Source organism: Listeria farberi (assembly GCF_014229245.1).
Lineage (GTDB): Bacteria > Bacillota > Bacilli > Lactobacillales > Listeriaceae > Listeria > Listeria farberi.
The window spans coordinates 131,449-156,918 of the sequence record NZ_JAARZJ010000004.1 but is presented as its reverse complement, the minus strand read 5'-3'; the positions used below and the strand labels follow the sequence as shown (position 1 = coordinate 156,918).

At 34.8% G+C, this 25,470-nt stretch carries 30 protein-coding genes and 1 tRNA gene; 18 read left to right on the top strand and 13 right to left on the bottom strand.

Going from position 1 to position 25,470, the window contains the following annotated elements; all coding sequences use genetic code 11:
- Positions 1 to 21: 21 nt before the first annotated feature.
- Both HCB45_RS05175 and HCB45_RS05170 read left to right on the top strand, forming a co-directional pair.
- Positions 22 to 645, top strand: a complete 624-nt coding sequence (locus HCB45_RS05175) for a DNA-3-methyladenine glycosylase (protein ID WP_185619100.1) — start codon at positions 22 to 24, stop codon at positions 643 to 645.
- A gap of 108 nt (positions 646 to 753) precedes the next feature.
- Positions 754 to 1,422: a class A sortase gene (locus HCB45_RS05170; protein WP_185318356.1), complete on the top strand. Its 669-nt coding sequence runs from the start codon at positions 754 to 756 to the stop codon at positions 1,420 to 1,422.
- A gap of 247 nt (positions 1,423 to 1,669) precedes the next feature.
- Here HCB45_RS05170 and HCB45_RS05165 read toward each other — a convergent pair whose 3' ends face one another.
- Positions 1,670 to 2,683 carry a DUF3829 domain-containing protein gene (locus HCB45_RS05165; RefSeq protein WP_185318357.1) on the bottom strand — a complete coding sequence of 338 codons (1,014 nt, stop codon included), beginning with the start codon at positions 2,681 to 2,683 and terminating at the stop codon, positions 1,670 to 1,672.
- A gap of 612 nt (positions 2,684 to 3,295) precedes the next feature.
- On the opposite strand from HCB45_RS05165, the gene HCB45_RS05160 reads away from it, so the two are divergent.
- Entirely contained in the window at positions 3,296 to 4,027 is a 732-nt protein-coding gene (locus tag HCB45_RS05160; RefSeq protein ID WP_003761386.1) for an MBL fold metallo-hydrolase, read from the top strand.
- Between the two features lie 24 nt (positions 4,028 to 4,051).
- Positions 4,052 to 5,047 (top strand): lipoate protein ligase LplA1, encoded by a 996-nt coding sequence (lplA1, locus tag HCB45_RS05155; RefSeq protein ID WP_185619098.1) that lies wholly within the window; start codon positions 4,052 to 4,054, stop codon positions 5,045 to 5,047.
- Between the two features lie 37 nt (positions 5,048 to 5,084).
- On the opposite strand, the gene HCB45_RS05150 is transcribed toward lplA1, so the two are convergent.
- From HCB45_RS05150 to HCB45_RS05140, 3 genes are all read right to left on the bottom strand, one after another.
- Positions 5,085 to 5,690 (bottom strand): TVP38/TMEM64 family protein, encoded by a 606-nt coding sequence (locus HCB45_RS05150; RefSeq protein ID WP_185318359.1) that lies wholly within the window; start codon positions 5,688 to 5,690, stop codon positions 5,085 to 5,087.
- Positions 5,691 to 5,816: 126 nt separating this feature from the next.
- Positions 5,817 to 6,764: a glycosyltransferase GltA gene (gltA, locus tag HCB45_RS05145; protein ID WP_185619096.1), complete on the bottom strand. Its 948-nt coding sequence runs from the start codon at positions 6,762 to 6,764 to the stop codon at positions 5,817 to 5,819.
- The gene (locus tag HCB45_RS05140) at positions 6,748 to 6,921 is read right to left on the bottom strand and encodes a hypothetical protein (RefSeq protein WP_246414921.1); all 174 of its coding nucleotides are present in this window, start codon (positions 6,919 to 6,921) and stop codon (positions 6,748 to 6,750) included. The genes gltA and HCB45_RS05140 overlap by 17 nt, the downstream gene beginning before the upstream one ends.
- Positions 6,922 to 7,140: 219 nt before the next feature.
- Here HCB45_RS05140 and HCB45_RS05135 point away from each other — a divergent pair.
- The 4 genes from HCB45_RS05135 (at position 7,141) to nfsA (ending at position 9,733) form a co-directional block, all read left to right on the top strand.
- Positions 7,141 to 7,211: transfer RNA gene (locus HCB45_RS05135), tRNA-Gly, on the top strand.
- Positions 7,212 to 7,310: 99 nt separating this feature from the next.
- Complete coding sequence (gene queG, locus HCB45_RS05130; protein WP_185619161.1) at positions 7,311 to 8,450, top strand: tRNA epoxyqueuosine(34) reductase QueG; 1,140 nt, start codon at positions 7,311 to 7,313, stop codon at positions 8,448 to 8,450.
- Positions 8,451 to 8,470: 20 nt separating this feature from the next.
- Complete coding sequence (gene trmL / locus HCB45_RS05125) at positions 8,471 to 8,980, top strand: tRNA (uridine(34)/cytosine(34)/5-carboxymethylaminomethyluridine(34)-2'-O)-methyltransferase TrmL (protein ID WP_185318362.1); 510 nt, start codon at positions 8,471 to 8,473, stop codon at positions 8,978 to 8,980.
- Positions 8,981 to 8,992: 12 nt separating this feature from the next.
- Complete coding sequence (gene nfsA / locus HCB45_RS05120) at positions 8,993 to 9,733, top strand: oxygen-insensitive NADPH nitroreductase (protein ID WP_185619095.1); 741 nt, start codon at positions 8,993 to 8,995, stop codon at positions 9,731 to 9,733.
- A gap of 51 nt (positions 9,734 to 9,784) precedes the next feature.
- On the opposite strand, the gene HCB45_RS05115 is transcribed toward nfsA, so the two are convergent.
- The 5 genes from HCB45_RS05115 to HCB45_RS05095 form a co-directional block, all read right to left on the bottom strand.
- Complete coding sequence (locus tag HCB45_RS05115) at positions 9,785 to 9,946, bottom strand: lmo0937 family membrane protein (RefSeq protein WP_003761398.1); 162 nt, start codon at positions 9,944 to 9,946, stop codon at positions 9,785 to 9,787.
- An 85-nt stretch (positions 9,947 to 10,031) separates the two neighbouring features.
- Positions 10,032 to 10,490, bottom strand: coding sequence for a low molecular weight protein-tyrosine-phosphatase (locus HCB45_RS05110; protein WP_185619093.1), 459 nt, complete (start codon positions 10,488 to 10,490; stop codon positions 10,032 to 10,034).
- A gap of 12 nt (positions 10,491 to 10,502) precedes the next feature.
- On the bottom strand, positions 10,503 to 11,249 hold the full coding sequence (locus HCB45_RS05105; protein WP_185619091.1) for an SMI1/KNR4 family protein: 747 nt from the start codon (positions 11,247 to 11,249) through the stop codon (positions 10,503 to 10,505).
- A gap of 90 nt (positions 11,250 to 11,339) precedes the next feature.
- Positions 11,340 to 12,302 (bottom strand): hypothetical protein, encoded by a 963-nt coding sequence (locus tag HCB45_RS05100; RefSeq protein ID WP_185619089.1) that lies wholly within the window; start codon positions 12,300 to 12,302, stop codon positions 11,340 to 11,342.
- A gap of 9 nt (positions 12,303 to 12,311) precedes the next feature.
- Positions 12,312 to 14,117: an HSP90 family protein gene (locus HCB45_RS05095; protein WP_185619087.1), complete on the bottom strand. Its 1,806-nt coding sequence runs from the start codon at positions 14,115 to 14,117 to the stop codon at positions 12,312 to 12,314.
- A 201-nt stretch (positions 14,118 to 14,318) separates the two neighbouring features.
- On the opposite strand from HCB45_RS05095, the gene fri reads away from it, so the two are divergent.
- The 4 genes from fri to HCB45_RS05075 all read left to right on the top strand — a co-directional run bounded on the left by fri (position 14,319) and on the right by HCB45_RS05075 (position 16,809).
- Complete coding sequence (gene fri, locus HCB45_RS05090; RefSeq protein ID WP_003761404.1) at positions 14,319 to 14,789, top strand: non-heme iron-binding ferritin Fri; 471 nt, start codon at positions 14,319 to 14,321, stop codon at positions 14,787 to 14,789.
- Positions 14,790 to 15,024: 235 nt separating this feature from the next.
- Positions 15,025 to 15,327, top strand: a complete 303-nt coding sequence (locus HCB45_RS05085) for a HesB/YadR/YfhF family protein (protein ID WP_185318367.1) — start codon at positions 15,025 to 15,027, stop codon at positions 15,325 to 15,327.
- 114 nt (positions 15,328 to 15,441) lie between these two features.
- On the top strand, positions 15,442 to 16,572 hold the full coding sequence (locus HCB45_RS05080) for an MBL fold metallo-hydrolase (protein ID WP_185619085.1): 1,131 nt from the start codon (positions 15,442 to 15,444) through the stop codon (positions 16,570 to 16,572).
- Between the two features lie 9 nt (positions 16,573 to 16,581).
- Positions 16,582 to 16,809: a DUF3006 domain-containing protein gene (locus HCB45_RS05075; RefSeq protein WP_185318369.1), complete on the top strand. Its 228-nt coding sequence runs from the start codon at positions 16,582 to 16,584 to the stop codon at positions 16,807 to 16,809.
- Positions 16,810 to 17,006: 197 nt separating this feature from the next.
- Here the strand turns inward: HCB45_RS05075 and HCB45_RS05070 are convergent, their stop codons facing one another.
- Both HCB45_RS05070 and HCB45_RS05065 read right to left on the bottom strand, forming a co-directional pair.
- Entirely contained in the window at positions 17,007 to 18,224 is a 1,218-nt protein-coding gene (locus tag HCB45_RS05070; RefSeq protein WP_185619083.1) for a CynX/NimT family MFS transporter, read from the bottom strand.
- On the bottom strand, positions 18,221 to 18,910 hold the full coding sequence (locus tag HCB45_RS05065) for a FadR/GntR family transcriptional regulator (protein WP_185619081.1): 690 nt from the start codon (positions 18,908 to 18,910) through the stop codon (positions 18,221 to 18,223). The genes HCB45_RS05070 and HCB45_RS05065 overlap by 4 nt, the downstream gene beginning before the upstream one ends.
- A 121-nt stretch (positions 18,911 to 19,031) precedes the next feature.
- Here HCB45_RS05065 and HCB45_RS05060 point away from each other — a divergent pair, with 121 nt between their 5' ends.
- Positions 19,032 to 20,078 (top strand): AI-2E family transporter, encoded by a 1,047-nt coding sequence (locus HCB45_RS05060; protein ID WP_185318372.1) that lies wholly within the window; start codon positions 19,032 to 19,034, stop codon positions 20,076 to 20,078.
- An 8-nt stretch (positions 20,079 to 20,086) separates the two neighbouring features.
- Here HCB45_RS05060 and HCB45_RS05055 read toward each other — a convergent pair whose 3' ends face one another.
- Both HCB45_RS05055 and HCB45_RS05050 read right to left on the bottom strand, forming a co-directional pair.
- The gene (locus HCB45_RS05055) at positions 20,087 to 20,989 is read right to left on the bottom strand and encodes an alpha/beta hydrolase (protein ID WP_185318373.1); all 903 of its coding nucleotides are present in this window, start codon (positions 20,987 to 20,989) and stop codon (positions 20,087 to 20,089) included.
- A 19-nt stretch (positions 20,990 to 21,008) separates the two neighbouring features.
- A complete protein-coding gene (locus tag HCB45_RS05050) occupies positions 21,009 to 21,830 on the bottom strand; it encodes an alpha/beta hydrolase (RefSeq protein ID WP_185619079.1) in 822 nt (273 codons plus the stop codon).
- Positions 21,831 to 21,987: 157 nt separating this feature from the next.
- On the opposite strand from HCB45_RS05050, the gene HCB45_RS05045 reads away from it, so the two are divergent.
- The 5 genes from HCB45_RS05045 (at position 21,988) to nagA (ending at position 25,465) form a co-directional block, all read left to right on the top strand.
- Positions 21,988 to 22,446 carry a DUF4064 domain-containing protein gene (locus tag HCB45_RS05045; RefSeq protein ID WP_185318375.1) on the top strand — a complete coding sequence of 153 codons (459 nt, stop codon included), beginning with the start codon at positions 21,988 to 21,990 and terminating at the stop codon, positions 22,444 to 22,446.
- Between the two features lie 95 nt (positions 22,447 to 22,541).
- Complete coding sequence (locus HCB45_RS05040; protein ID WP_185318376.1) at positions 22,542 to 22,766, top strand: hypothetical protein; 225 nt, start codon at positions 22,542 to 22,544, stop codon at positions 22,764 to 22,766.
- Between the two features lie 218 nt (positions 22,767 to 22,984).
- Positions 22,985 to 23,299 carry a lmo0954 family membrane protein gene (locus HCB45_RS05035; RefSeq protein ID WP_185318377.1) on the top strand — a complete coding sequence of 105 codons (315 nt, stop codon included), beginning with the start codon at positions 22,985 to 22,987 and terminating at the stop codon, positions 23,297 to 23,299.
- Positions 23,300 to 23,314: 15 nt separating this feature from the next.
- Complete coding sequence (locus HCB45_RS05030; RefSeq protein WP_185318378.1) at positions 23,315 to 24,154, top strand: PspA/IM30 family protein; 840 nt, start codon at positions 23,315 to 23,317, stop codon at positions 24,152 to 24,154.
- Between the two features lie 177 nt (positions 24,155 to 24,331).
- Positions 24,332 to 25,465, top strand: a complete 1,134-nt coding sequence (gene nagA / locus HCB45_RS05025) for an N-acetylglucosamine-6-phosphate deacetylase (RefSeq protein ID WP_185318379.1) — start codon at positions 24,332 to 24,334, stop codon at positions 25,463 to 25,465.
- The last annotated feature ends 5 nt before the right edge of the window (positions 25,466 to 25,470 follow it).

Sequence of the window (25,470 nt, the reverse complement as noted above, 5' to 3'; positions counted from 1 at the left end):
AAAGTAAATGGGAGGTATAAAATGAGTGCCAAAATCACTTCAACTTTTTTTGAAAATAAATCTACTATTGAATTAGCGAGAGATATAATAGGAATGCGCCTCGTACATGAACTGGATAATTACACGCTTTCTGGTTATATTGTTGAAACTGAAGCGTATCTCGGAAAAACAGATATGGCAGCGCATAGTTTCGGAAACCTTCGAACTAACCGTACAGAAGTTATGTTCGGCTTACCAGGAACAATTTACACTTACCAAATGCACCGGCAAGTATTACTTAACTTTATTACAATGCAAGAAGGAATTCCAGAAGCTGTGTTAATTCGGGCAATAGAGCCAACGAAACATTCCTTGAAACAAATGGAACGTAATCGTCTTGGAAAAACTGGCTTTGAATTAACAAATGGTCCTGGCAAATTAACACAAGCTTTAGGATTAAGTATGCAAGATTATGGGAAAACTCTTTTTGATAGCAATATTTGGTTAGAAAAAGCAAAAGTGCCCCATATAATAGAAGCAACTAAACGAATTGGCGTTCCAAATAAAGGTATCGCGACCCATTATCCTCTAAGGTTTACAGCTAAAGGAAGTCCTTATATTTCAGCGCAACGTAAAAACCATATTTCAGACTTTATTTGGGAGTAACTTTACAAATTTGTCACAGGTAAAAAAATACTTCAACAAGATGGCTGGCTTTCCTTTGCTTCAGCAGAGTAGCTACTATATAATGAAATAGTTACAAGGAGGAATAGTATGTTAAAGAAAACAATCGCAATAATTATTTTAATCATCGGTTTACTATTAATTTTTTCCCCATTCATTAAAAACGGTATTGTAAAATATATGAGTGGCCATGAAACAATCGAACAATACAATGCACCAGATTTAAAGAAGAATAACGAAAAAGATGCTACATTTGATTTTGAAAGTGTTCAACTTCCATCTATGACAGCTGTCATCAAAGGTGCCGCAGACTATGATAAAGATGCCGTTATTGGCTCGATAGCGATTCCTTCCGTTGACGTTAACTTACTAGTCTTTAAAGGTACTAACACTTCTAATTTGCTTGCAGGAGCAACCACTATGCGCTCTGACCAAGTAATGGGCAAAGGTAACTATCCATTAGCGGGGCACCATATGCGTGATGAATCAATGCTATTTGGTCCAGTTATGAAAGTTAAAGAAGGTGATAAGATTTATCTAACTGACCTCGTAAATTTATATGAATATACAGTTACTGAAACAAAAACAATTAATGAAACGGAAGTTAGCGTGATAGATAACACGAAAGATGCTAGAATCACATTAATCACATGTGATAAACCAACGGAAACAACAAAACGATTTGTTGCAGTTGGCGAGCTAGAAAAAACAGAAAAATTAACAAAAGAACTAGAGAATAAATATTTCCCAAGTAAATAAAAATATTTCATAAATAATTTAGTACGCTCCTAAAGTTAGCCTAAACATTCTAACTTTGGGGGCGTATTATAATTCGTTAGCTAACTAACTCTGACTAAGGAATCGTTGTGCTACAAGTACTTACCAATTAAAGCGAAATTTGGTTGTAACTCAGTTTATAGTATGATTGGATAAAAAGTATCGACCAGAGGAATCTGGTCGATACTAAGTTTAGTTTTATATCTTATATATTTTTGTAATAAGGTTTTTAATGGAAATTAATGAAAGAATTATAGTCAGTTACTAACTCATTGTAAGAATCCATTAATTTTTCTGGAGTTCCTTCAACTGTATTAATAAATGATGGGTTTTCAAGTTCAGTTTGAGAAATAGCTTCTTTCTTTTTAAGACGATTTAATAAACTGGATGCATCTGCTTTTGTTGTTTTAGCAGAATTCATTATTCCAGAAAGATCATTTTCAGTAAGTTTTTCTTTTTTAAGCTGTTTTTCATCTGTACTAGCTTTTACTAACTCATCATAGGATTTAGTGAATTGATTGTATGCTTCTTCATAAGCTGCTAGATCTGTATCAAGTACATTTGATGCATTAATACCTTTACTTTGTAGCGTTGTAATTAATTTTTCAGTTTGAGAAATGAAATTATTTACATTATAAATTGTTAACTCACCAGCATCTTTCATTTCTTTGGCTGCGGCTTGTTGTTGTTTGTCGATAATCTTGCTCATTTTTTCGTTAAAGGATTTAATATCTTTGTTGGTAGTTTCGCTAGATTTTAATAAATCATTATGCAGAGATTCTGCTTTTTTAAAATTATCATCAATATATCCTTTAGAAGTATAATAGTCGCTTAACTCAGTAAGTGTTTTTGTATCTGCTTCTAAATCTTTAACAAGTTTTTTAGCTTCTTTATCTACTGCGAACGAAGGTGATTTATCTACGAATTTATTGACAGTATCAATAGAACTTTTTGTTAAAGATACACCTCTAAGTGGTGGATAAAAATCATTACCTGGTTTTTTATATTTTCCGTTTTCATCAGAATAATCTTGGAAATATTGTGATTGAGCTTCTAAAAATTCTGAATTAACTGCATTACTAAATTCTACATAAGCATTATATTTTTCTAACTCTTTGCCACTATATACATCACTTTTTTTATCTTTTGTGGTTGCTTCTTTATCAGCAGAAGCTTTCTCTACTGAACCTTCTCCGTTACTACCACAAGCAGCTAGTAAACCAACTAGCAGGAAAGTACTCATTAAACATAAACTCCACTTTTTAAAATGTCTCAACTTTTTAACCATCCTTTTAAATAATTTTTTGTTTTGCTAGGTGTTTCGTTAAATTTGAGTGTTGTAATAGTATTTACTACTACAAACTCCTTTACTAATAAAATATACTCATCTTGCCATCCGGAAATGGAATTTATCGCGTCTATAGCTTTATTTCAAGCTTCAACAATAAAGCTATATCGTAGAAACGCCTCTTACTAAAGGCAAGTTGAATGATAACAGATATTGTATCTTTTTGGTTGCTCAACTTGTGCAAGGACAAAAACATATTGTTCAGGTTTATATACATACGCTGTTATCTATGTTTGGGTGATTTGTTAATTTACTTTTCACCAACATTTTTTTGTTTTTCCTTTGCTTGATGTAAAGTTTGTCAACTCCTTTAAGCTTTGATGTTTAAAGTGTATCATTTAATTTTAAGAAACTCTGAAAAAGGATAAATAGTTAATTTGAAACAGAAATTATATTTATTTTGTCAAATGTTTCCTTAAATAGTGTGTAGCTTTTGGATGATTTCTCCTTTTATTATAAATGTTGTATCATATATATGAGGTTTATATTGAGAAAGGAAGTGCAGTAATGAAACTAACCGTTTTTGGACATTGGGGCGGCTATCCGGTAGCGAACGAAGGAACATCGAGTTATTTGCTAGAAGAAGCTGGATTTAAGTTATTAATTGATGTGGGGGCAAGTGCCGTTTCCATCATGCAAAACTTCATTGACCCTGATGACATTGATGCCGCAATAATTTCTCATTACCATCCAGATCATGTAGCAGACGTAGGAATTTTGCAGCACATTCGTTTGTTGTCACAAAAAAAAGAAAAACCACCTGTCTTACCTATTTATGGGCACAAAGAAGATGAACGTGGCTATTCTTATTTAGAAATGGCGAATGTAACAAAAGCAGTGGAGTATAAAGCAGATGACACGCTTGAAATTGGACCGTTTAAAGTAACCTTCTTAAAAACAGTTCATCCAGTACCTTGTTACGCCATGCGAATTGAAGCAGCAGGGAAAATCTTTGTATACACCGCAGATAGCGCTTATCAAGATAGTTTTATTCCTTTTGCAGAAAACGCAGATTTACTCGTAACAGATACGAACTTTTTTCATGATTTAGCTGGTAAAACAAAAGTTCATATGGCAAGTACTGAAGTCGCAAAAATTGCTAAAGAAGCAAATGTGAAATCGTTACTCCTTAGCCATTTGCCAGAAGTTGGAGATTTAGAAGTATTGAAACAAGAAGCAGCAGCCATTTACACCGGAGAAATTGCACTCGCATCAAAAGGATTTACGAAAACATTTTAATATAGAAGAAAAGGGGTTAGGGGTATGTATTTTATAGATAATAATAATGAAAAAGATCCGCGTATTAATTTAGCAGTGGAGGAATTTATTTTAACCGAATTGAAGTTAGATGAACCTGTTCTACTTTTCTACATTAATAAGCCATCAATAATTATTGGTCGGAATCAAAATACGGTAGAAGAAATCGATACAGAATACGTCGAGAAAAATGATGTGATTGTTGTGCGTAGACTTTCAGGTGGTGGCGCTGTTTATCATGATGAGGGTAACTTGAATTTTAGTTTTATTACAGATGATGACGGCGAATCGTTCCATAATTTTGCGAAGTTTACACAACCGATTGTCGAAGCTCTTAAACGTTTAGGCGTAAATGCGGAATTAAAAGGACGTAATGATTTATTAATCGATGGTTTTAAAGTATCAGGAAATGCGCAATTTGCAACAAAAGGAAAAATGTTCTCCCATGGTACTTTAATGTATGATTTGAACTTGGATAACGTCGCTGCATCACTAAAACCACGTAAAGATAAAATTGAATCAAAAGGAATTAAGTCTGTTCGTAGTCGTGTAGCGAATATTTCTGATTTTATGGATCAAGAAATGACTACCGAAGAATTCCGTGATTTATTATTACTTTATATTTTTAATGTGGATAAAGTAGAAGATGTAAAAGAATATAAATTAACTGTTGCTGATTGGGAAAAAATCCATGAAATTTCTGCTAAACGTTATGGTAATTGGGATTGGAACTACGGTAAATCGCCAAAATTCGATTTAACACGGACAAAACGTTTTCCAGTTGGAGCAGTCGATGTCCGCTTAAACGTCCAAAAAGGAGTTATTACAGATATTAAGATTTTCGGTGACTTCTTTGGCGTAAAAAATGTGGCGGATATTGAGGAGAAATTAGTAAATACAACATATAAGCGAGAAGCATTAGCTGAGGCATTAGCTGATATAGAAGTAAAAGAATACTTTGGTAATATTACTAAAGACGAATTTTTAGATTTACTGTATTAAAAAAATGGCAAGCACATAAAACATGTGCTTGCCGTTTTTATTTAAGATTTTTTCCTGACATCCAATGTTCCAGCCGTTTCCCAACAAACCATAAAATTAAGACAGAAACTGCTAAAATAGCCAGTTTAAGCGGTTGGTGAATCAAGTCTACGAAATCATAACCAATATAGCTAATCGCAAAGACTTTTATTAATTTTCCGCCTACAAGCGCTAAGATAAATTGGTAAACTTTTATTTTAGAGAGACCTGCAACGATATTTACAGCAGAAGATGGTGTAAAAGGCATTACAAGTAAAATGAAAATCGGACTAAAACCATGTCTATCAATCCATTCCATTACTCGTTTAATTTGTTTGTGTCCAGAAATAAATCGTAAAAATCGAGTTTGTCCAAATTTTCGAGCTAACAAGAAAACACATAAACTACCTGCAATTGCAGCAGTAACGGAGATTAAAAAGCCACCAAATAGTCCATATGCATTTACGTTCACTACAACAAAAACAATAAATGGTAAAAAAGGTAAAAACGCTTCAATAAAAGGTAAGAAAAAAGCTAAAAGTGGACCTAAATTCCGATACTCACTTAGCCAGTACATTAAATTATCATAAGAAAAGAAATTCATCATATCCTGCCAAAATGTCATAAGCAAGCCTCCAGTAGTCTTTAAAAACATACTTTTATTTTCTCACATAAAAATGATAAAGCGCTAATAAAACAGCTTGAATATAGTTAAAAATCCTAGTAAATCAACCAGGATTTTAACTATCTATTATTTTTGATCAGAAAAACCATTTTCTTCTTCAACAATATAAAGCGGGCGGTCTTTTACTTCATCATAAATTCGACCAATATATTCACCAATTAAGCCGAGAATGAAGAGAATTGTTCCCCCAAAAACGAGTTGTAAAATAATAATAGAAGTCCAACCAGTTAATGTTGTATCAGTAAAGAACCTTTGGAAAAGCACAATAATTAAGTAAATAAAACCAATGAAAGCTGTTAAAACGCCAAGATAGCTTGCCAGTTTTAATGGACGATAAGAAAAGGATGTAATTCCGTCTATAGATAATTTAATCATTTTTTTGAGTGGATATTTTGTTTCTCCAGCCGCGCGTTCATCACGTTCATAATGCAGGGCTGTTTGTTTAAAACCAAGCCAACTAACTTGTCCGCGAACAAAAGGATTTTTTTCATGTAATCCAGCTAGCTCCCGACAAACTTGCGCATCCATGAGTCGGAAGTCACCAGTATCAACCGGAATATTAATATCCGTTAATTTAGTTAAAATACGGTAAAAGAGAGAAGCACTTTGTTTTTTAAAGAAAGTTTCACCTTTTCGTTTCAGACGTTGAGCGTATACAACTTGGTAGCCTTCTTTCCACTTTGCTACCATTTCAATAATTAACTCAGGGGGATCTTGTAAATCTGCGTCTATAACAATAACTGCTTTACCATGCGCATAATTGGCTCCAGCAGTAATAGCAATTTGATGCCCGAAATTCCTGGAAAAATGGATAGCTCTTACACAACTATCTTCTGCACTTAATTTTTGCAACATACTCTTCGTTAAATCTCGACTACCATCATTAACAAAAATAATTTCGTAGGGGCCGTCAAGGGTTTGCATGACTTCTGTAAGTCTCTCGTAAGTTTTTAGTAGAACTTCTTCTTCGTTAAAAACAGGGACTATACAGGAGTATTCAATATTTTTTTCCATACTTCACACATCCTTCATTAAGTTGATAAAGTGTCCCGCCACTAGTACCATTTATCCCTGTTGCTCTTACTTCTATAGTTTGTGATGCACTAGAAGTAGCATTGTCGTTCGAAAGAAGCGGAACAATACTACTTAAAGTCAACGATTTCTTTACCATTCCTTCATCCATTTTACCACATTTGGTTCAGAAGCTTTACTACTTAAGGATGAGAATCAATATTTACTGCGTAGTATATAAGTAAGTAAAAAGACTTGAAAAATCATAAATACAGTGGAATTTTATTTTTTACAAAGAAATTCCAGAAAAAGTCTTGTCAAAACTGACATAGAATGGTATTATATAAAAGTTGTTAAAACACTAAGAACTACTTACTGTGCGGGTGTAGTTTAGTGGTAAAACTACAGCCTTCCAAGCTGTTGTCGTGGGTTCGATTCCCATCACCCGCTTTATATTTTTTATAAATCCTGTTATCAACGCAGTGTTTCGACCTTTTTAAGCGAAGCATTGCGTTTATTTTATTGCCTGAAAATAAGGAAAGGGGAATGATGAAAGTGAAGCCAGAATCAAATTACGCAGCGCTAAAAGAAGAGCTAATTGCTTATGCACATGAAATTGGAATTCAAAAAATTGGTTTTACGACAGCGGACCCTTTTTTATTTTTAAAGGAACGATTACTAGAAGCTGAAGCGTTAAATCTTTTTACAGGGTTTGAGCATCCGGTTATTGATGAGCGTGTATATCCGGAGCTTATTTTCAAAGCACCTCAGTCGATTATCGCTATCGCACTTGCTTATCCATCTAAATTAACAGAAGCTCCTATCAGTAAAAAAGAAGCAAGACGCGGCGTATTTGCTAGAGCTTCGTGGGGCATCGATTATCATACTGTTTTACGAGAAAAATTAGCTTTACTGGAACACTTTTTAAGTGAACGTTTACCTAATGTACGGATGAAATCTATGGTAGATACCGGTGAATTATCCGATGTGGCTGTGGCAGAACGAGCTGGCATTGGTTGGCGCGGGAAAAACACGCTGCTTATTACGCCAGAATACGGCTCTTGGGTTTATTTAGGGGAAATGATAACCAATATTCCTTTTGAACCAGATACGCCTGCTAGCGACTTGTGTGGCAGCTGCAATCAATGTATCAAAGCTTGTCCAACAGGTTCCTTGTTAGGTGAAGGAAAAATGAATCCGAAAATTTGTTTAAGCTATCTTACCCAAACAAAGGACTTTCTAGATGAAAAATATCGCGAAGTATTGCATAATCGTTTGTATGGCTGTGATACTTGTCAGGTAGTTTGTCCATATAATCGAGGGCATGATTTTCATTTTCATGAGGAAATGGAGCCGGATCCGGAGCTTGTTCGTCCCGAGTTAAAGCCACTGCTACATATTTCAAATCGCGCTTTCAAAGAGCAGTTTGGTGATATGGCTGGTTCATGGCGTGGAAAAAAGCCAATCCAACGAAATGCGATAATTATTTTAGCTCGTTATAAAGATAAAACTGCAGTACCAGAATTAATTGATTGCTTGGAAAATGATCCGAGACCAGTCATTCGCGGAACCGCTGGATGGGCCTTACGTAAAATTGGCGGAGAACAAGCGGAAGAAGCTGTCCAAAAAGCGCTCCAAAACGAACAGGATGAACAAGTACTCCAAGAATTAACAGCAATACCAAATTAATAGAAACCAGGTGAAAAGAAATGCCAAACCATATCGTACTATATCAACCAGAAATCCCTGCAAACACAGGAAATATCTCAAGAACTTGTGCTGGAACAGACACTTATTTACATTTAATTCGTCCACTTGGTTTCTCCACAGATGATAAAATGTTAAAACGCGCCGGACTTGACTACTGGGATAATGTGAAACTTTCCTATTACGATTCTCTAGATGAGTTTTTCGAAAAAAATGCCGGTGGAGAATTCTACTATATAACTAAATTTGGGCGGCATGTTTATAGTGACGTCGATTATAGTGATTCGAATAAAAATTATTTCTTCGTTTTTGGAAAAGAAACTACTGGTTTGCCTGATGAACTTTTACAAGCAAATGAAGAAAATTGTTTACGCATTCCAATGACAGATCATATTCGTTCTTTAAATTTATCTAACACCGCAGCAGTTTTAGCATATGAAGCATTACGGCAACAGAGTTTTGGCGCGCTTTTACAAGAACCGAATTACGACCGAAAAATCTTTAAAGACTAAGGGGGAGTTAGGATGAATCAGACGATAGATGCCATATTAGGTCATTATTCAGTACGGAACTTTGAAGATAAAGCTTTAACAGAAGAAGAATTAGCTTTACTTATAAAAAGTGCGCAGGCTGCATCTACATCTAGTTTTGTTCAAGCATACTCGATAATCGGAATAACAGATAAAAAAATTCGGGAACAAATTTCTGCCATTGCGGGAAATCAACCATATACTGTACAGACAGGACAATTATTTATCTTTGTTGCTGATCTAGCGAGACACCAAGCCATCCTAGAAGAACATCAAGTAGACACAGCCGCCCTAGAAACTTCAGAAAAATGGCTTGTTTCCATCATTGATGCCGCACTTGCCGCGCAAAATATGGCTGTTGCCGCAGAATCGTTAGGATTTGGTATTTGCTTTATCGGAGGGATTCGTAACGACGTAGGGCAAATTGCCGGAATTCTTGATTTGCCACCATATACGATGCCATTATTTGGCTTAACAATAGGTCATCCGATTAAAGGCAAAGAAAAAGCCAAACCTAGATTACCACAAGACTTGGTTTATCACGAAAATGCTTATCAAAAAATGAATCCAGCAACTCTAGCAAAATACGATGAACAAATAAAAAATTACTACGATGAACGAACAGCAGGAAAACGAGTAGAGGGCTGGTCCGAGCAAATTGCACGCGGACTTGGAAGAAAAAGCCGATTAGACTTAAAAGATTTTTTACAAAAACAACATTTAAATCAAAAATAAAAAGAGTGGTTTGGCGCATTACGTTAATGCACCAAACCACTCTTTTTTCAGTTATTTACGTTTATTCCTAGCCATTTGAATTAAGTTCCAAATAACGAGTATTAACACTACTACTAGCAAGATATTAATTAATCCGCCCGCTACATGGAAAATAATCCCAAGTAACCAAACTGCTAATAAAACAACGATGATTCCCCAAATAATTCCTAACATATAAAAAAACCTCTTTCTAATCTTTTGATTGTACTCTTATATATTCCCGAGTGACAAGTCTCTAAACATGTTAGGGATAAAAAGGCTATTTTTTTGTAATAAAAGCTAAAAGAGCCTTGACTCCTTCTGTCACCATTCGCTCTGTTTCATCAAAATCACCTGTGTAATAAGGATCAGGAATTTCTTCCTCTTCCTTACCTGAAACAAAGGACATTAGTGAACGAATAGTTACGTCTTTGTTTTTATTAAGTGCATTTAAATCAGCTATATTATTTTGATCCATCCCAATAATATAATCAGCTTGTTCAAAATCGGCATCCGTTACTTTCCGAGCGCGCATTACTTCATAATTAATACCATGCTTTTTCAAAACTTCTCTTGTACCACGGTGCGGTGGCTTTCCTAAGTTCCAGGTTCCCGTTGCCGCAGAATCAATTTCTATTTCATCCGTTAACCCCGCATTAGCAACTTCTTTTCGAAAAAGTCCTTCTGCCATTGGAGAACGGCAAATATTTCCTAAACATACAAATACTACTTTTACCAATTGAATTCCTCCTTATTCCCACTCTTTATATAATTCAGTAGTAGCACTTTGATCTATTCCATCACTGTCCTTAAGCATCGCGAAAATCTTTTCCACAAGTTCAGTAACAAGTTTTCTCCGGAAATAGAGCAATTGATTTTCAAAGGATTGATAGACGACTATATTATAAGGGATTTCGTTTTTTTGAAGTAAACAAATGAGTGTTTCTAAATACCATGTTTTATCTGGATAATCCTCTAATAACTCTAGTAATTGCTTGGTTTTTTTGACATTACTTGAAGCAAGAATTTGGTCTAGTTTTTTTACTGGAAATTGTTCGGCGAAATCTACTGGAAAAGGGCTGAAATATAGCGCCTCCAAAAACTCAGCCATGTTTTCCGCAACAACTAGCGTTTGTAGCGTTTCAAAATCTACATATATAATGCTTGGCAGGGACCTATTATCTGCATAGGAAAAGCCGATATAGCGCGATTCATCTCGGTGAAAATAAACTTGCTTGCCTGCGAGGTCGACATCATTTTGTTCCGGAATGTCTGTTAATAATTCATTTAAACTAGCTAAATAATAAATTTCCGCTACATCAAGACCATAAGAAGTTGGCTCGTTCGTTGGAAAATGGTTTTTTCGAATCAAACCACCATTTTGCGTCAAAAGCAGCTCTTTATATTCAGCTGGTAAGAATAAACCTAGTTCCGTTTCTTTTGCAGAAATCTCTTGCTCAGTTGCAGCGTTATTCCCGTTTCTAACCCAAATCGTCATCATCTTCAACTCCTTCCTGTATTATCCTAAAAAATACTAAATAGCGCAAATAAAAGAACATAACTAGAAAAACTAGCTATGTTCCAAATATTATTTCAAACGATCTTGATAAAAACTATTTTCATTTCGTGCATCAAATTTTGCTGTTAAGGTTTCGGCTAATTCCACCAAGTCTGCTTCTGTTTCACGATCCAAAAGAGGATAAGCAGCTTGTAAAAATAATAATCGATCTAGTCCGCTTTCTGACTTAAGGACGATTTCTTTATTCGTATCAATGACTTCTCTAGCCTTTTCAGCTTGGTTTGTAAGCACTAAATACTTAAGCAAGTGGCTAAGCGGTGCTATTAATGAACTTGCTTTCTCCACAAGAGGGTAACCTTTATCAAAACATTCTTGCGCCATTTTTTCATCACCAAGTTCTAAATATGCTAAAGCCATACTACCGTAAGTTAAATGAGGGACCTCTGCACAGCGCTGTTTTCCTTTAATAATTGGAGTAGCAGCTTTCTTCGCTTTTTCAAAATCTTTGATAAAACAGTAATAATGAACTTTATCATTTGTTTCGCAAGCAGAACAGTCATTTAAATAATCAGCTTTGGTGTTGTTCCATTTTTCAAAGAGTTCTTTTGCTTTGTCTTTTTCGCCCATTCGAATGGCAGCAAGGGTACAAACTTTATAGTAAGGGCGCAAGGAATAATTTTGCTGTTCGAATTTTACTTTCATATCATTCAAAAGCCCATCTATTTGCGCTTTGGATACTTCATCAAAAGTAGGAACATGTTCGCTAATCCATTTATATTTCCAAAGTAGATCGTAAGCGTCAATATATGTCGCATCTTCTTCCCATTTTTTTACTAACCAACTAAAGGCTTGCAATTGTTTTTTTGGAAATCCGGCAGTTAAACAAGTATCAATCAGCAAATCACGTGCCTCAATACCATTTTCTACATCGTTATACATATCTGCACTTGCAATGGCCCGTTCAAGAATTTTCACTTTTTCAGCATTGTCGTCCATGCCCCAAGCTTCTTCAATATCATTTAAATAATCCATTTTTTCCTCCTATAGCATTTCTAAGATTCGTAACATATTTTGATTCATTAATTTCATTTCTTTACGTTTAAGTGGATAATGTCCTAACAGTAATGCTTGAATATAAAGAACATTAACAATTACCGATAACTCATTAATAGATTTACCAGATGTGAACAGTTTTTTTATAAGCTCATTATCTAAATTTAAATACAAATGGGCAAGTGGAGCAGGGGCTTGTTCTTGCTGAATACTCTCTAAAATATCACTGAAAACAGAACTCGTTTCTTCTAATGAGCGTTCCAGTTCTCTGCTTGCCTGTGTAGCGGCAGAATGAATAAAAATAATAGGGAGCGTTTTGGGCTCAAAATGCTTAATCGTTATATCGGCATCAAATTCTGCCATCATTTTATTCATTTCAGCTAAGATTGGTTGATAGGTTATTTCTTCTTCAGCAGACATCGGTAACAATTTGTTGATGATTTCTTCGGGTTGAATTAAAATAAATTCGGCTTCATCAACTAAATGATTTAGCATTGTTAAAATTGGTGTATCGTAGGAGTAACCGCCATTAATCAATGTCATACCACTAGAGCGAGCAATATCAGTTATCTGTCTAAAATCGTCCACCGAAAAAGTATAGTAGATTGTCGTCGTTTCTTTCATTATATCTGCTAATTTTTCTTCACCATTCAAAGTTTTAAACGGCAGATAAGAATAAATTAATTTTAAAAATGGGGCATCTTCACTAGCTAAAGCTTTAAAACCAAGATAATGTGTCGATAATAATTTTGTTAGCGCGCTCTCAGGTAACGTTTCAATTCCTTTTTTTAACGCCACACCTAGCTCCTCAGATACGATTTCTAGGCGCTCATTTTTATAAAAAGATTCCCGTGAAGCGACTGGCTGAAGCTCATCTGTCCAAAGTATACATTCAGCAAAAAAAGCCCATTTAGGAAGAACGTTATTCGCTTCGCTCGTCACATACATATTGTTTAAAAATACCGTTTGTTTGCGAACCGCATTCATTTGTACTGTATAAGGAATCATAAAAGCAATGCCAAAAGTACGTCCAGATTCATTTTCAATTAAGAAATAATCGTGAAATCGTGTGCCGAGTAAATGTTCCCCGTAGCGAAGAATTTGTTCTCTCGAAAGACTGAACAATATTTCTTTATTAGCAAATTGTTTGGTCCATGAGTTGATCTCTTGTTCATAACCATCTGTTTCTATTAAAATGGCGCTTTCTAAAGAAGAGCCGTATTTTTTTAATGTATTAATCAAGTATTCTGTTTCCTCGCATTCAGGGTGTTCAATCATATCAGGACGTAACCGTAAATAAACTTGAGTACCAGGTTCGCGTTTTTCGGTTGTAATCTTACGGACGGAATAAGTACCATCCGCTTTTCCATGCCATTCGGTCGTTTCTCCGTTTTTTTGTGAGGTAGAAATCATCACAATCTCATCACTAACAATAAAACAAGAAAGTAAACCAATTCCAAATCGACCAATAAAATCATTGGTATCTTGACCGTCAAAGTTTTTTTCACCTTTAGATGAATTAGCAATAGTTGCAAGGAAGGCATGGACTTCATCTTCCGTTAAACCAATTCCATTATCCTCTAAAATTAACGTTTTGTTGTTTTTTTCACCAGATAATGAAACATGGATTTTTCCATTTAAAGTAGGTTCTATTTTTTTCCTAGCTCTAATTGCATCTGTAGCGTTCTGTAATAATTCGCGAATATAAACATCTTTTTCGTCATACAGATGATTAGAGAGAATGTCAATCATACCAGCCAAGTTCACCTGAAAGCGGTGAGAATAATTTTCCATTGTCTATCCTCCTAGTTGTGTAAATCTCATTTTTATTCTATCATAAAAAAAGCGATAAATAATGAGAAAGCAGTAATAAATGTTTAAGAAATTGTGTGAGTGGTAAATACTTTGTGATGGTTTCCACACTGGACATTGGTCTAGGAATAGATTATACTTATTATTAAGTGATAATCATTATAAAATAGGAGGAAGATAATTATGAAAACAATTAACTCAGTTGACACAAAGGAATTTTTGAATCACCAAGTAGCGAATTTAAACGTATTCACAGTAAAAATTCATCAAATTCATTGGTATATGAGAGGTCACAACTTCTTCACTTTACATGAAAAGATGGATGATTTATATAGCGAATTCGGCGAACAAATGGATGAAGTAGCAGAACGTTTACTAGCAATCGGAGGAAGCCCATTCTCGACTTTAAAAGAGTTTTTAGAAAATGCAAGTGTGGAAGAAGCACCTTATACAAAACCTAAAACAATGGATCAATTGATGGAAGACTTAGTTGGGACATTAGAATTACTTAGAGACGAGTACAAACAAGGTATCGAGTTAACTGACAAAGAAGGCGATGATGTAACAAACGATATGCTCATTGCTTTTAAAGCTAGCATTGACAAACATATTTGGATGTTCAAAGCCTTCTTAGGAAAAGCTCCATTAGAATAAGATGCAATAAAAACTGTGTGGGATTTATTTCTCACACAGCTTTTTTTATTCCGAATCTGTTATAGTACAATATCCTTATTTTGTGGTTGTTTTAATACATGATGGTTTGAATTTTAGTAGAAAGAGGTATACTAATTGCATAACAAAAAGCAGAAAAAGTGAAATTCGATGTAAAATCTGCTATTCTTGAGTAATAATCAACACGTACAAAAAATGGAAACGAGGAGTGAAAAGTATGAATATCGAGGTAACGGACCAAGCAAATAAATGGTTTCATGATGAGTTTGATGTAGCTAATGGTAATGGAATCCGACTTTTTGCCAAATATGGTGGTTCTAATAGTTCCTTGCATCCTGGTTTCTCTATCGGTTTAGCTGCCGAAAAACCGCAAGAAGCAGCAGTCGCTGAGAAAAAAGAAGACTTAATTTTCTTCATTGAAGATCATGATTATTGGTATTTTAAAGACCACGACTGGAAAATTGATTATGAACCAAAAACGGAAGAAGTATCCTTTTCCTTTAAAGAAAAAGTGAAATGAATCCAAGATAAATTGCCGTATGTAAATCGATTTTGATTTCATGCGGTTTTTGTTTTAAAGACTTTACTGTTCTCTATTCCTTTGCTATTCTACTAAGAGAGCAGGAGGAGAAAGATGAGAAAGAAATTAGTAATTTGTATTAGTTTAATCGCGATATTTTTAAGTGGTTGTAGTTTTTCAGAATCATCTACTAAACCATCTAACGTCACAGAAAAAACCTTAAATGGCGCGAGCTTTACTTTTTTTGATGTTGGTCAAGGGGACAGTACACTTATTCAAGCAGAAGACGGTACGACTATTTTGATTGATACTGGCCGACAAGATGATGACCGGATTTTAACTTATTTAAAAGAGGCGAATGTAAAGAAAATAGACCTGTTATTACTAACCCACCCACACGCAGACCATATCGGTAATGCGGACAAAGTAATTGCTACATACAAGCCAAAAGAAATTTGGATGGATGGTTTAACTTTTTCTAGTAGTATTTATGAGAAAGTAATTGACGCGGCATTAGCATCAGATGCGAAATACAAAGAACCAAGACGCGGCGAAAAAGCAACTTTTGGTCCGTTCAATCTAGAAGTTTTAAGTCCTGATAAATTGGAAAACGACGCTAATAATGATTCCATTGCAGTAAAAATGACATACAAAGACATTTCCGCCATTTTTACAGGTGATGCAGAAAAAGGCCGTGAAAGAGAAATGGTAGATAGTGGCGCTAATTTAGAAGCAGATATTTTAGACTTAGGACACCACGGCTCTTCCACATCCAACCAGCCATTTTTCCTAGATAAAGTAAAACCTCAAGTGGCGGTCTACTCCGCTGAAATGGCCAACAGTTATGGACATCCACATGTAGAAGTATTGGAATGGTTAAAAGAACGAGATATTAAAACTTACGGAACAGATGTGAACGGAACAATTACAATCGAAACTGACGGTGAAAAAATTCATCTCCAAACCGAAAAAAATGGAACACCCAAGCCTGGTAGCAGCTATAACAAAGAAAATAATACACAAAAAACAGAAGATGCAACATCAGAAGAATTACCAGATAGTATTAATTTGAATACAGCAACAAGTGAAGATTTACAATTATTACCACTAATAGGACCAGCGCTTGCAGAAAAAATTATTGCCGAACGACCATATCAATCCATAGATGACTTGAAAAAAATTAACGGCATTGGTGATGGCATTGTGCGCCAAATTAAAGAACAAGGCCTTGCCGTAACAAAGTAGGTGATGAGGGTGAAAAAAGCAATTTTAGATCGGATAGAAGATGGGAAAGCAGTTTTTCTAGTAGAACCAAACCAGACAGAATGGCAATTAGATAAAGAAAAGCTTGATTCATCCATAAAAGAAGGGGATGTAGTCACTATTTCAGAAACTAATGAAATAACGAAACATCCCCAAGAAACGGAAAAAATAAAAAATAGGATTGCAGAAAAGTTAGAAAGACTAAGAGGAAAAAACTGAGAAAAACTTTTTTAAACTCTCATGAAATTATCATCTTTCTTTCAGCACATTCTTTTTTTGAAAAGTTATTATATGTATAAGCTAACAACAAGCAAAACATTTTCATTTCTTTCCCTTTTTAGAATGAAAATCCCAAACTCCCTTTTAGCTAGTGCGGTTTACTCCCTTTTTCCGCACTAGTTTTTTTATGCGCAAAATCACTTTTTCTGTGGAAAGAGAAATTTATTGCGTCCAGCATCTAGGCCGCAATATAACATAAGTAGGGTAATGCCGATTAGAACATATAATGTTGGTTGCCAACTGCCGAGAGCATCATGGAGTGTACCAAATAATATTGGACCGGAAGCAGCAAACAAATAACCTATTGATTGCGCCATTCCGGATAAATCCGCCGATTCGGTAGCGCTTGTTGTTCGCAAATTAAAGAACATCATCGAAAGACTAAATGACATCCCCGAACCAATCCCATATAAAATAATCGCAGTAGCTAAAATAAATAGATTACCAGAAGCGAACATAATCCCAAAAATCCCAATCATAAATAATAAAACAGAAATCCCAACGAGCAATTGCTGATTTTTCATCCGTCCAGCTATAATGGGAATAATAAAAGTAATTGGCATAACAGCAAATTGCATTAGTGAAAGCATAAGACCGCTGGAAGTACTTGATAAACCTTGATTTGCTAAAATATTCGGTAACCAAGCAATCGAAATATAAAAAATTGCGGACTGCGATCCCATGTACAATGAAATTTTCCAGGCAAGAGGAGACTTCCACACCGAAGTAGTAACTAAATGTGTTGCAATTTTTTCTGAGCTACGTTGATTATACTTTAACTGTGGGAGCCAAATAACTAAAGCTATAACACCTAATACTGCCCAAAAAATCATACTCCCATGCCAGCTAAATTTATTATTCATTGCTATCGGCACAGTTAAACCAGCAGCAAGCGCCGCACATAAATTCATCGAAATCGAGTAGACTCCTGTCATTAATCCTAATTTAAAAGGAAACTCTTTTTTAATCAAACTAGGTAAAATGACATTTCCAATTGCTATAGCAAGACCAATCATAAATGTTCCAGCGAATAAATAGAATTCTCCTCCAAAAGGTCGAAGTAAACTACCAATAACAAGCGTTAAAAGTGCAATAAAAATAAGTACTTCTATTCCAAATAAACGACTTAATCTCGAAACAAAAGGAGACAATCCAGCAAAAGCAAGAAGTGGTATTGTCGTTAGTAATCCTGCCATAGTATTGGTTAAATGTAAATCTGATTGAATCATTCCAAGCAAGGGACCAACTGATGTAATAGGTGTACGCAAGTTTGCTGCAATTAAAACAATACCCAAGATAAGCATTACCTTACTTGAACGAGTAAGGATTTTTTTATTTGTTAAATCGGAATTCATTTGTTATCTCCATTCTTAGCAGCAATCTGTTTGAAGAGCGTGATATACTCAGTTACTTCATGTGCTGCTCCTTCTTTATCGTGTTTTTCGATAGCTGATACAAGTGTTTCATGTCCATTATGTTTATTTACAGCAGGATTCATCTCAGTTGTACTCGTTATCGAAAACTGTATTTCCTCTAAAATATTTACATACATATCTAACAATAAATCATTATGTGCCGCCTTTACAATTGTTAGATGAAGAGCTGAGTCAGCTTTTATAAAGGCTGTTACATCATTATTCTTAGTAGCTAAATAGCAGAGTTGCTGATATTTTTTAAGCGTTTTTAAATCTTCACCTGTACGCCGTTCACAAGCTAAAATAACTGCTTCTCGGTCTAGTGCGTGCCTCATTTCTAGAATTTCTTGAACAGAGGACTCTCGCACACGTTTTTGCAAAATAGCATGAAGCTCACTATTATTACGTACAAAAGTTCCGTCTCCTTGCTTCGTTTCAAGTAAGCCAATATGAGCTAGCGCACGAATTGCTTCACGTAAAGTATTTCGACTGATGCCAAACTGAGTCATTAAATCAGCTTCTTTAGGAATGCGTTCGCCAATTTTCCAAGCACCACTAGTAATTTCAGCTTTTATCTGATCATAGACTTGTTCAGCTAAAGATTTCCGCTCGATTTTTTCTACCATAAAAAAACGCCCCTTTCTAAAGGTAGGATGATTGGTTCTATTCTACAGAAGAAAATTTTTTTTGTAAACCCTATTTTACTAATTTATGATAAAATGAAGAAAGAAAAGGGCTGGTGAGGAAATGAATTGGTTGGAGAAATTAAAAAAAAATGACACAGCAAGACGGGTGCTCGTGTTTATTCTTCTAGGCATTGTACTATATTTACTTAGGAGCATGATAGATTTAATATTATTAACATTTATCTTTGCATTTTTAGTTACGCGATTAGAAAATGTGATTTTAAAAAGAATACGAATACCACGAAAATTAATTGTTATCGTTTTATATTGTTTAGTAGCCATGTTTTTATACATAGCAATTGTACACTTCTTACCAATTTTAATTGACCAGATATCGCAACTTGTAGACTCGCTTGTAAAGATTTATAATAATCCAAGTGATAATACGATTGTGCAGTGGATTGTCGGATTTTTGAAAGAATCGAATATTCAAAAATACCTTCAGACTGGTGTTGACTTTATTATTGCTTCTCTTTCAGGAATCGGCTCGGTAGGATTATCGTTTTTCTTAGCTTTAATCCTTAGTTTATTTTTCTCTTTAGAAAAAGAACGGGTCACTTCTTTTACTGGGCAATTTTTAACAAGTAAAGTTGGCTTTATTTTTAAAGAAGCAGCATTCTTTGGGAAAAAATTCGTTGCGACCTTTGGGGTAGTACTAGAGGCTCAATTGATGATTGCACTTGTTAACACAGTTATTACTACCATAGCACTTTATTTAATGAATTTTCCTCAACTACTTAGCTTATCCATAATGGTGTTTGTATTAGGGTTAATTCCCGTTGCTGGTGTAATTATCTCGTGTGTTCCACTAGTGCTTATTGCATACTCAGTTGGTGGCTTTCAAGATGTCATTTATATCTTAATTACGGTAGTTATAGTGCATGCGATTGAAACATATATTTTAAACCCAAAACTAATGTCTTCAAAAACGAATTTACCTATATTTTACACATTTGTCATCTTAATTTTTTCAGAAACGTTTTTCGGTGTGTGGGGGTTAATAGTTGGGATTCCGGTATTTGTATTTTTACTAGATATTTTAGATGTACGGAATTCTGAAGATATTCAAAAACGAACTATATTTGGACGTAAGAAAAAAGTAGATTAAGCATTAGCTTAATCTACTTTTTCAGTTCCCCATAAATAATTAGCTACTTTAGCATCTACATCTGTATTTTCATGTAGTTTGCTATGAGCTGCATTTTTTCCTGTAAAGGTTTTTTCCTCGTAACTTTTAACTTGTCCTTCAAAAATGAATTTACCAGAGAGTGCGCTTGCGACCGATACGCTACCATCGCTTTTAGTTCCATCTAATGTATCTCCAGCAATATTCAATACTTGTAAATTAGTAGGAATGTTTGGCTTGTTTTTCATAAACTCACTATAACGCTCGGAGGTCTGTTTTGGTCCTTCATCCGTTAAATCATAGGCAGTCACACCATTATCACCAATAACTAGCCCATTAAGTGGGGCGCCAATTAAAACTAGTTTTTCAAGAACGGGGTAAGATTTATCATTACCAACTTTCCCAATATAACTCGTTAGGCTAACTCCGCCCATTGAATGCCCAATTGCATCTACTTTTTCAATATGATAATTATTTTTCAACTCTTTCATCACATTTTGTATCCACTGAGCTTGATTCACCATTGAACTTTTATTATCTTCAAAAATGACTTGGATAGTTGGATTGTGACTAAATTTATCGTAACTTCCTTTTGTGCTAACACTTCCATCAGTGGCAACAGTCATGACAAGCGACTCTGTTACAACACCATCCTCAGCAAGACGATTAATCATGCCTTTAAATGAATTAGCAGTTCCTGAATAACCATGAACAAAAAGCGTAGGTACAGCGATTTCTGAGACTGGATTATTCGTTTTTTTGGAAGATTTTTGTGCAGTAGCATTAGTAGATTCTTTAGCAGCTTTTTTAGTAGGTTCAAATTGAAGAAAAATTATCCCGAAGCCTGTAATTATAATGGCTAAGATGATAATCGTGAGTATAACTTTTTTCATTCGAAACATCCTTTATCTTTTATTTCTGTCCCCATAAAAATTGACCGACATACTTATCAACGACAGTAGATTCGTGCATGCTACTATGGGTTGCTTGAGGTCCTTTAATAACATGAGTAATGACTTTTTGATGAGCAAATAATTTTTGACCATATAAAACACTATCTAATTTGACTTCGCCGTCACTATTTGAACCGTCTTCTAAGTCGCCACCAATAATCATAATTTCTGTGTTAGCTGGTAATACTTTGGCCATTTTTTGAGCAAAATTAGCATGCACATTATTGGCATTTTTAATATCTACTTGTTGATCACCATTTACATATTCTTCTGGGTAAAATGGGACTGCTAAGAAAACAATTTTATTTACTTGTGGATAAGATTTATTTTTTTCATAAGATGCTAAATAAGCTACCCAAGCACCGCCACCCATTGAATGACCAACTGCATTAAATTCTTTAATATCATAATTTTTTTGTAAATAGGCCATTACTTTTTTTGTCCACATAGATTGCTGTGGAAGAGTTGCTCGGTTATCTTCAAAAACAATATTAATTAACGGATTTTTTTCTTTTTTACTATAAGTACCAGTAGTAGAAATGTTTCCGTCTGGACTTACATTTACTGTTAATGACTCTGTGCCCCACTTATATTTTTGGTCAAAGCGTCGTATCATTCCATGAAGTGAGCGATCAGTTCCTCGGTAACCATGTATAAATATAGTTGGAATAGCATCATTAGCTGCTTTTGGATATGTCGTGTTAATTGTAAATAAAATAAAAATTGCTCCAACTAAACACCCTAAAGGTAAGATAATGGAGAAGAACACGCGCTTTAGCATTATTTTACGCCCCTTTAAAATTCGTTATGAACAAATTATACATTTTTTTAAAGCAAAACGCACGACTAGTCTTCTTTTTCTAATATTTAAATAGTTTATTCTCACTAAAACATATAGTATACTGGAAAAATAAGCGAAGAAACGGAGGCATATTTTCATGATTAAACGAACTGGTGAGATAGTTCTCGCTATTATTGGTCTTATTCTTAGTGTACTTATGCAAGCAGCTATTGCTGTTATTGGTCTATTACTAGTAAATGGTTCAAAAGGAAAAGAAGGCTTAACGACCTATTACAATAATTACTACCAAACAGTTACTGAATGGGAAATCCCTAAAGAAGATATACCGGACCCGGACCGTATCTTTGATTTTGTACATACATTATCTTGGACGGCACTTTCTGGTGGAATAATCACCTTAATTGTTGGAGCAACAGGTATTTACTATATTATAAAAAATAAAAACCCGATACTTGCTGGATTTTTATTTCTAGCAGCCGGTATTGTGTCACTTTTATCCACTGCACTTATTGGTTTCATTCCTGCTTTACTTTTTGTTATTGCAGCCATACTATGTTTTATCCGTAAACCCAAAAGTACTTTTTCTGGATTCTAATTATTGAAACGAGTTTGCATCATGCAAACTCGTTTTTGTTTTAGCTCTCTTTTTTTAGGGAATAAAATAGTGGATTTCAAGAGGAGGTTATTAGTGTGAAAAATAAAGTAGGTATTATTGCAGGAGCCGTTGCTGGTGTAATAGCTTGTGCTGCGATTTATGTGGTAAAAAAACAACAGCCACCCACGCCTTTTGATGAAGTAAACGATATTAGAACACGCTATGCAGACAAAGAAATTTCAGAAACGGAGCTTGAGGAAAACAATATGATTTCTGAAGGCGGGGTTTCATCTCTTCAATATGAAGAAAAAATAAAATAGTCAAAAAGCAGTTTGTATCTTGTGTTACACGAGAGGCAAGCTGTTTTTTGTTCGTTAAACATCCCTTCATATGTTATCCTTTAGTTAGACAATAGGACTCAAGTTGTAGGTGAATTTCCTTCTACAGTGGGTTCTTCTACTTGATACATAGCGTTATGATAGGTACAGTAATAAAAGAAAAATATTTTAGCTACACTTTTAAATAAGGAGGTAGACATATGAGAGCAATTTTGATTGGCGTATTAATAGTTTTACTCATAGCAATGATACTTATCGTTTTATGGCCAGCGATTATGGCGACTATTGGTGCAGTGCTCGGATTTTGGTCACTTAAGAAACTACTCGAAGCAAAGTCTGTAGGTGAAAAAATCGTTTATGGTGTATTAATTGGCGTTGGTGCCTTAATCATTCTAGCTAACTTAAAAGGAATACTGGTTGTTGCAATCATTGGAGCAATCATTTACTTCCTAACTAGAAATAAAAATAAACCTAGAAAAAATGATGATGTATTTGACTACCCATACAATAAATAATTGGAGGAGAAAAAAATGGCAAACCTTTTTGAAAAAATGAAACAATGGAATAAAGAAGTTAGTGAAAAAATCGAAAAACGTGAAGAAAAACGTCGCAATTCAGTAAGTTACTATATGGATAAAACAAAACAAGAAATGAAAGATGCAGAACGTATGGTAGAAAAACAACGTGAGCTAAAATCTCTTTTCTATAAAGAATATAAAGAAATGGAAGTTTATGTTGAAAAACGTCGTCGTCAAGCTGAAATTGCAAAAGAAGCTGGTGAAACTAAGTTAGCTGAGTTTGCATTAGAAGAAGTAGCTCAATATGAAGAACAATTAAAATCAACTAAATCTCATTATGATCAAGCTTCTGAACAACTTGAAAAATTAGAACTACGCATGCACGAAATGCGTTTAAAATGGAAAAATCTTAAAACACAACATTTAGCTGAAATGGCTGAAAAAAATGCTACAGAAACTTCGGAAAAAATGGACAAAGTTATCCATGATATGAGCTGGGGTAGTGTAAACGATTATCATGAAGCTCAAAAACAACGCGATTTAGCTGAAGAAGCTGAAAAGAAAGCGGATATGAGCAAAGAACTTTCCCAATCCTTCGATGATTTAATGGATGAACTAGAAAAGAAAACAAAGAAAAGCAAAGAGATTATTAAAGATAAAGCACAAAACTTTACAACAATGGTGGATGAAATTATTGAACGAGAAAAACAAAATTTCAAGAAACCAGAAAGAGCTTCCATTGAAGATCAGCTAAATGAATTGGAAAAAGAAGCTGCTAAAGAGGAACCAAAAGAAGAAAAAGAAGTGCTTATTCCAGAATTAGAGAAAAAAGAAGAAGACAAAGACAAATAAAACAAAAAACGCAGAATCTGTATTCTGCGTTTTTTTATGCACATAGCTTTTCTGTGAGCTATGTGTTTTTTGGTTACTTTACATTTTTTCGGGTAAATAGGAAAAGATAAGTTGCATTTTAATGGATACATGCTATAATAATTGGTATAGACCGATTTAATGAGGAGGCAATACGTAATGGCTAATAAAGTAATTACTAACGCTACAATTTATACTGGTAAAGGTGTTCTAGAAAATGCTTTTGTACGATTTGATAAACAAATTTTAGAAGTTGGCTCCATGACTGATTTTCAAGCAGAAAAAGCAGAAGAAGTAATCGATGCAAAAGGACAAAAACTTGTTCCTGGTTTCATTGATGTTCATTCCCATGGTGGTTATAGTTTTGACGCAATGGATGCTGATCCAGAAGCGCTTAGAAAACAAGTGAACGGTATGCTAAATGAAGGTATCACTACTTATTTCCCAACAACGATGACGCAATCACATGAAAATATTGAAAAAGCTTTGAAAGTTATCCATGAAGTTGCTAAAACTGAACCTGTTATTGGCGGGATCCATTTGGAAGGTCCATTTGTATCTAAAGTTTTCAAAGGAGCGCAACCAGAAGAATACATTCAAGCACCTGATTTGGAGCTTTTCAAAAAGTGGTTTGATATTTCTGGTGGTTTAATTAAATTAGTAACATATGCACCAGAACACGATACTTCAGCTGATTTTGAAAATTTGTGTTTTGAACTAGGAGTTGTTCCAAGTATTGGTCACTCTAATGATGTACGCGAACACTTGAAAACAAGTAAAGCGACACATGCGACTCATTTATATAATGCATGCCACCGTATGACGCACCGTGAGCCAGGCGTTCCAGGTCATGTTTTGTTAGAACGCGGAATTAATGCAGAACTTATCGTTGATGGTATTCACGTTCATCCTGATATGGTGAAATTAGCCTATCAAATGAAAGGACCAGAACATTTATGTATCATCACTGACTCCATGCGAGCAAAAGGGATGCCAGAAGGAAAATCAGAACTTGGCGGCCAAACTGTTATCGTGAAAGACAAACAAGCTCGTTTAGAAGACGGAACGTTAGCTGGAAGTGTACTTACTTATGACGACGGTTTCCGCAATATGATTAAATTTACTGGATGCTCGGTGGAAGAGGCAGTTCTTATGTCTTCTGGAAACCAAGCACGTGAATTTAATTTAACGCAAAAAGGTGGAATCGAAGCTGGTAAGGATGCTGATTTCAACTTATTAGATGAAGATTTACACATTACAGCAACCTATTCATTCGGAAAAAAACATTCTTGAGAGGA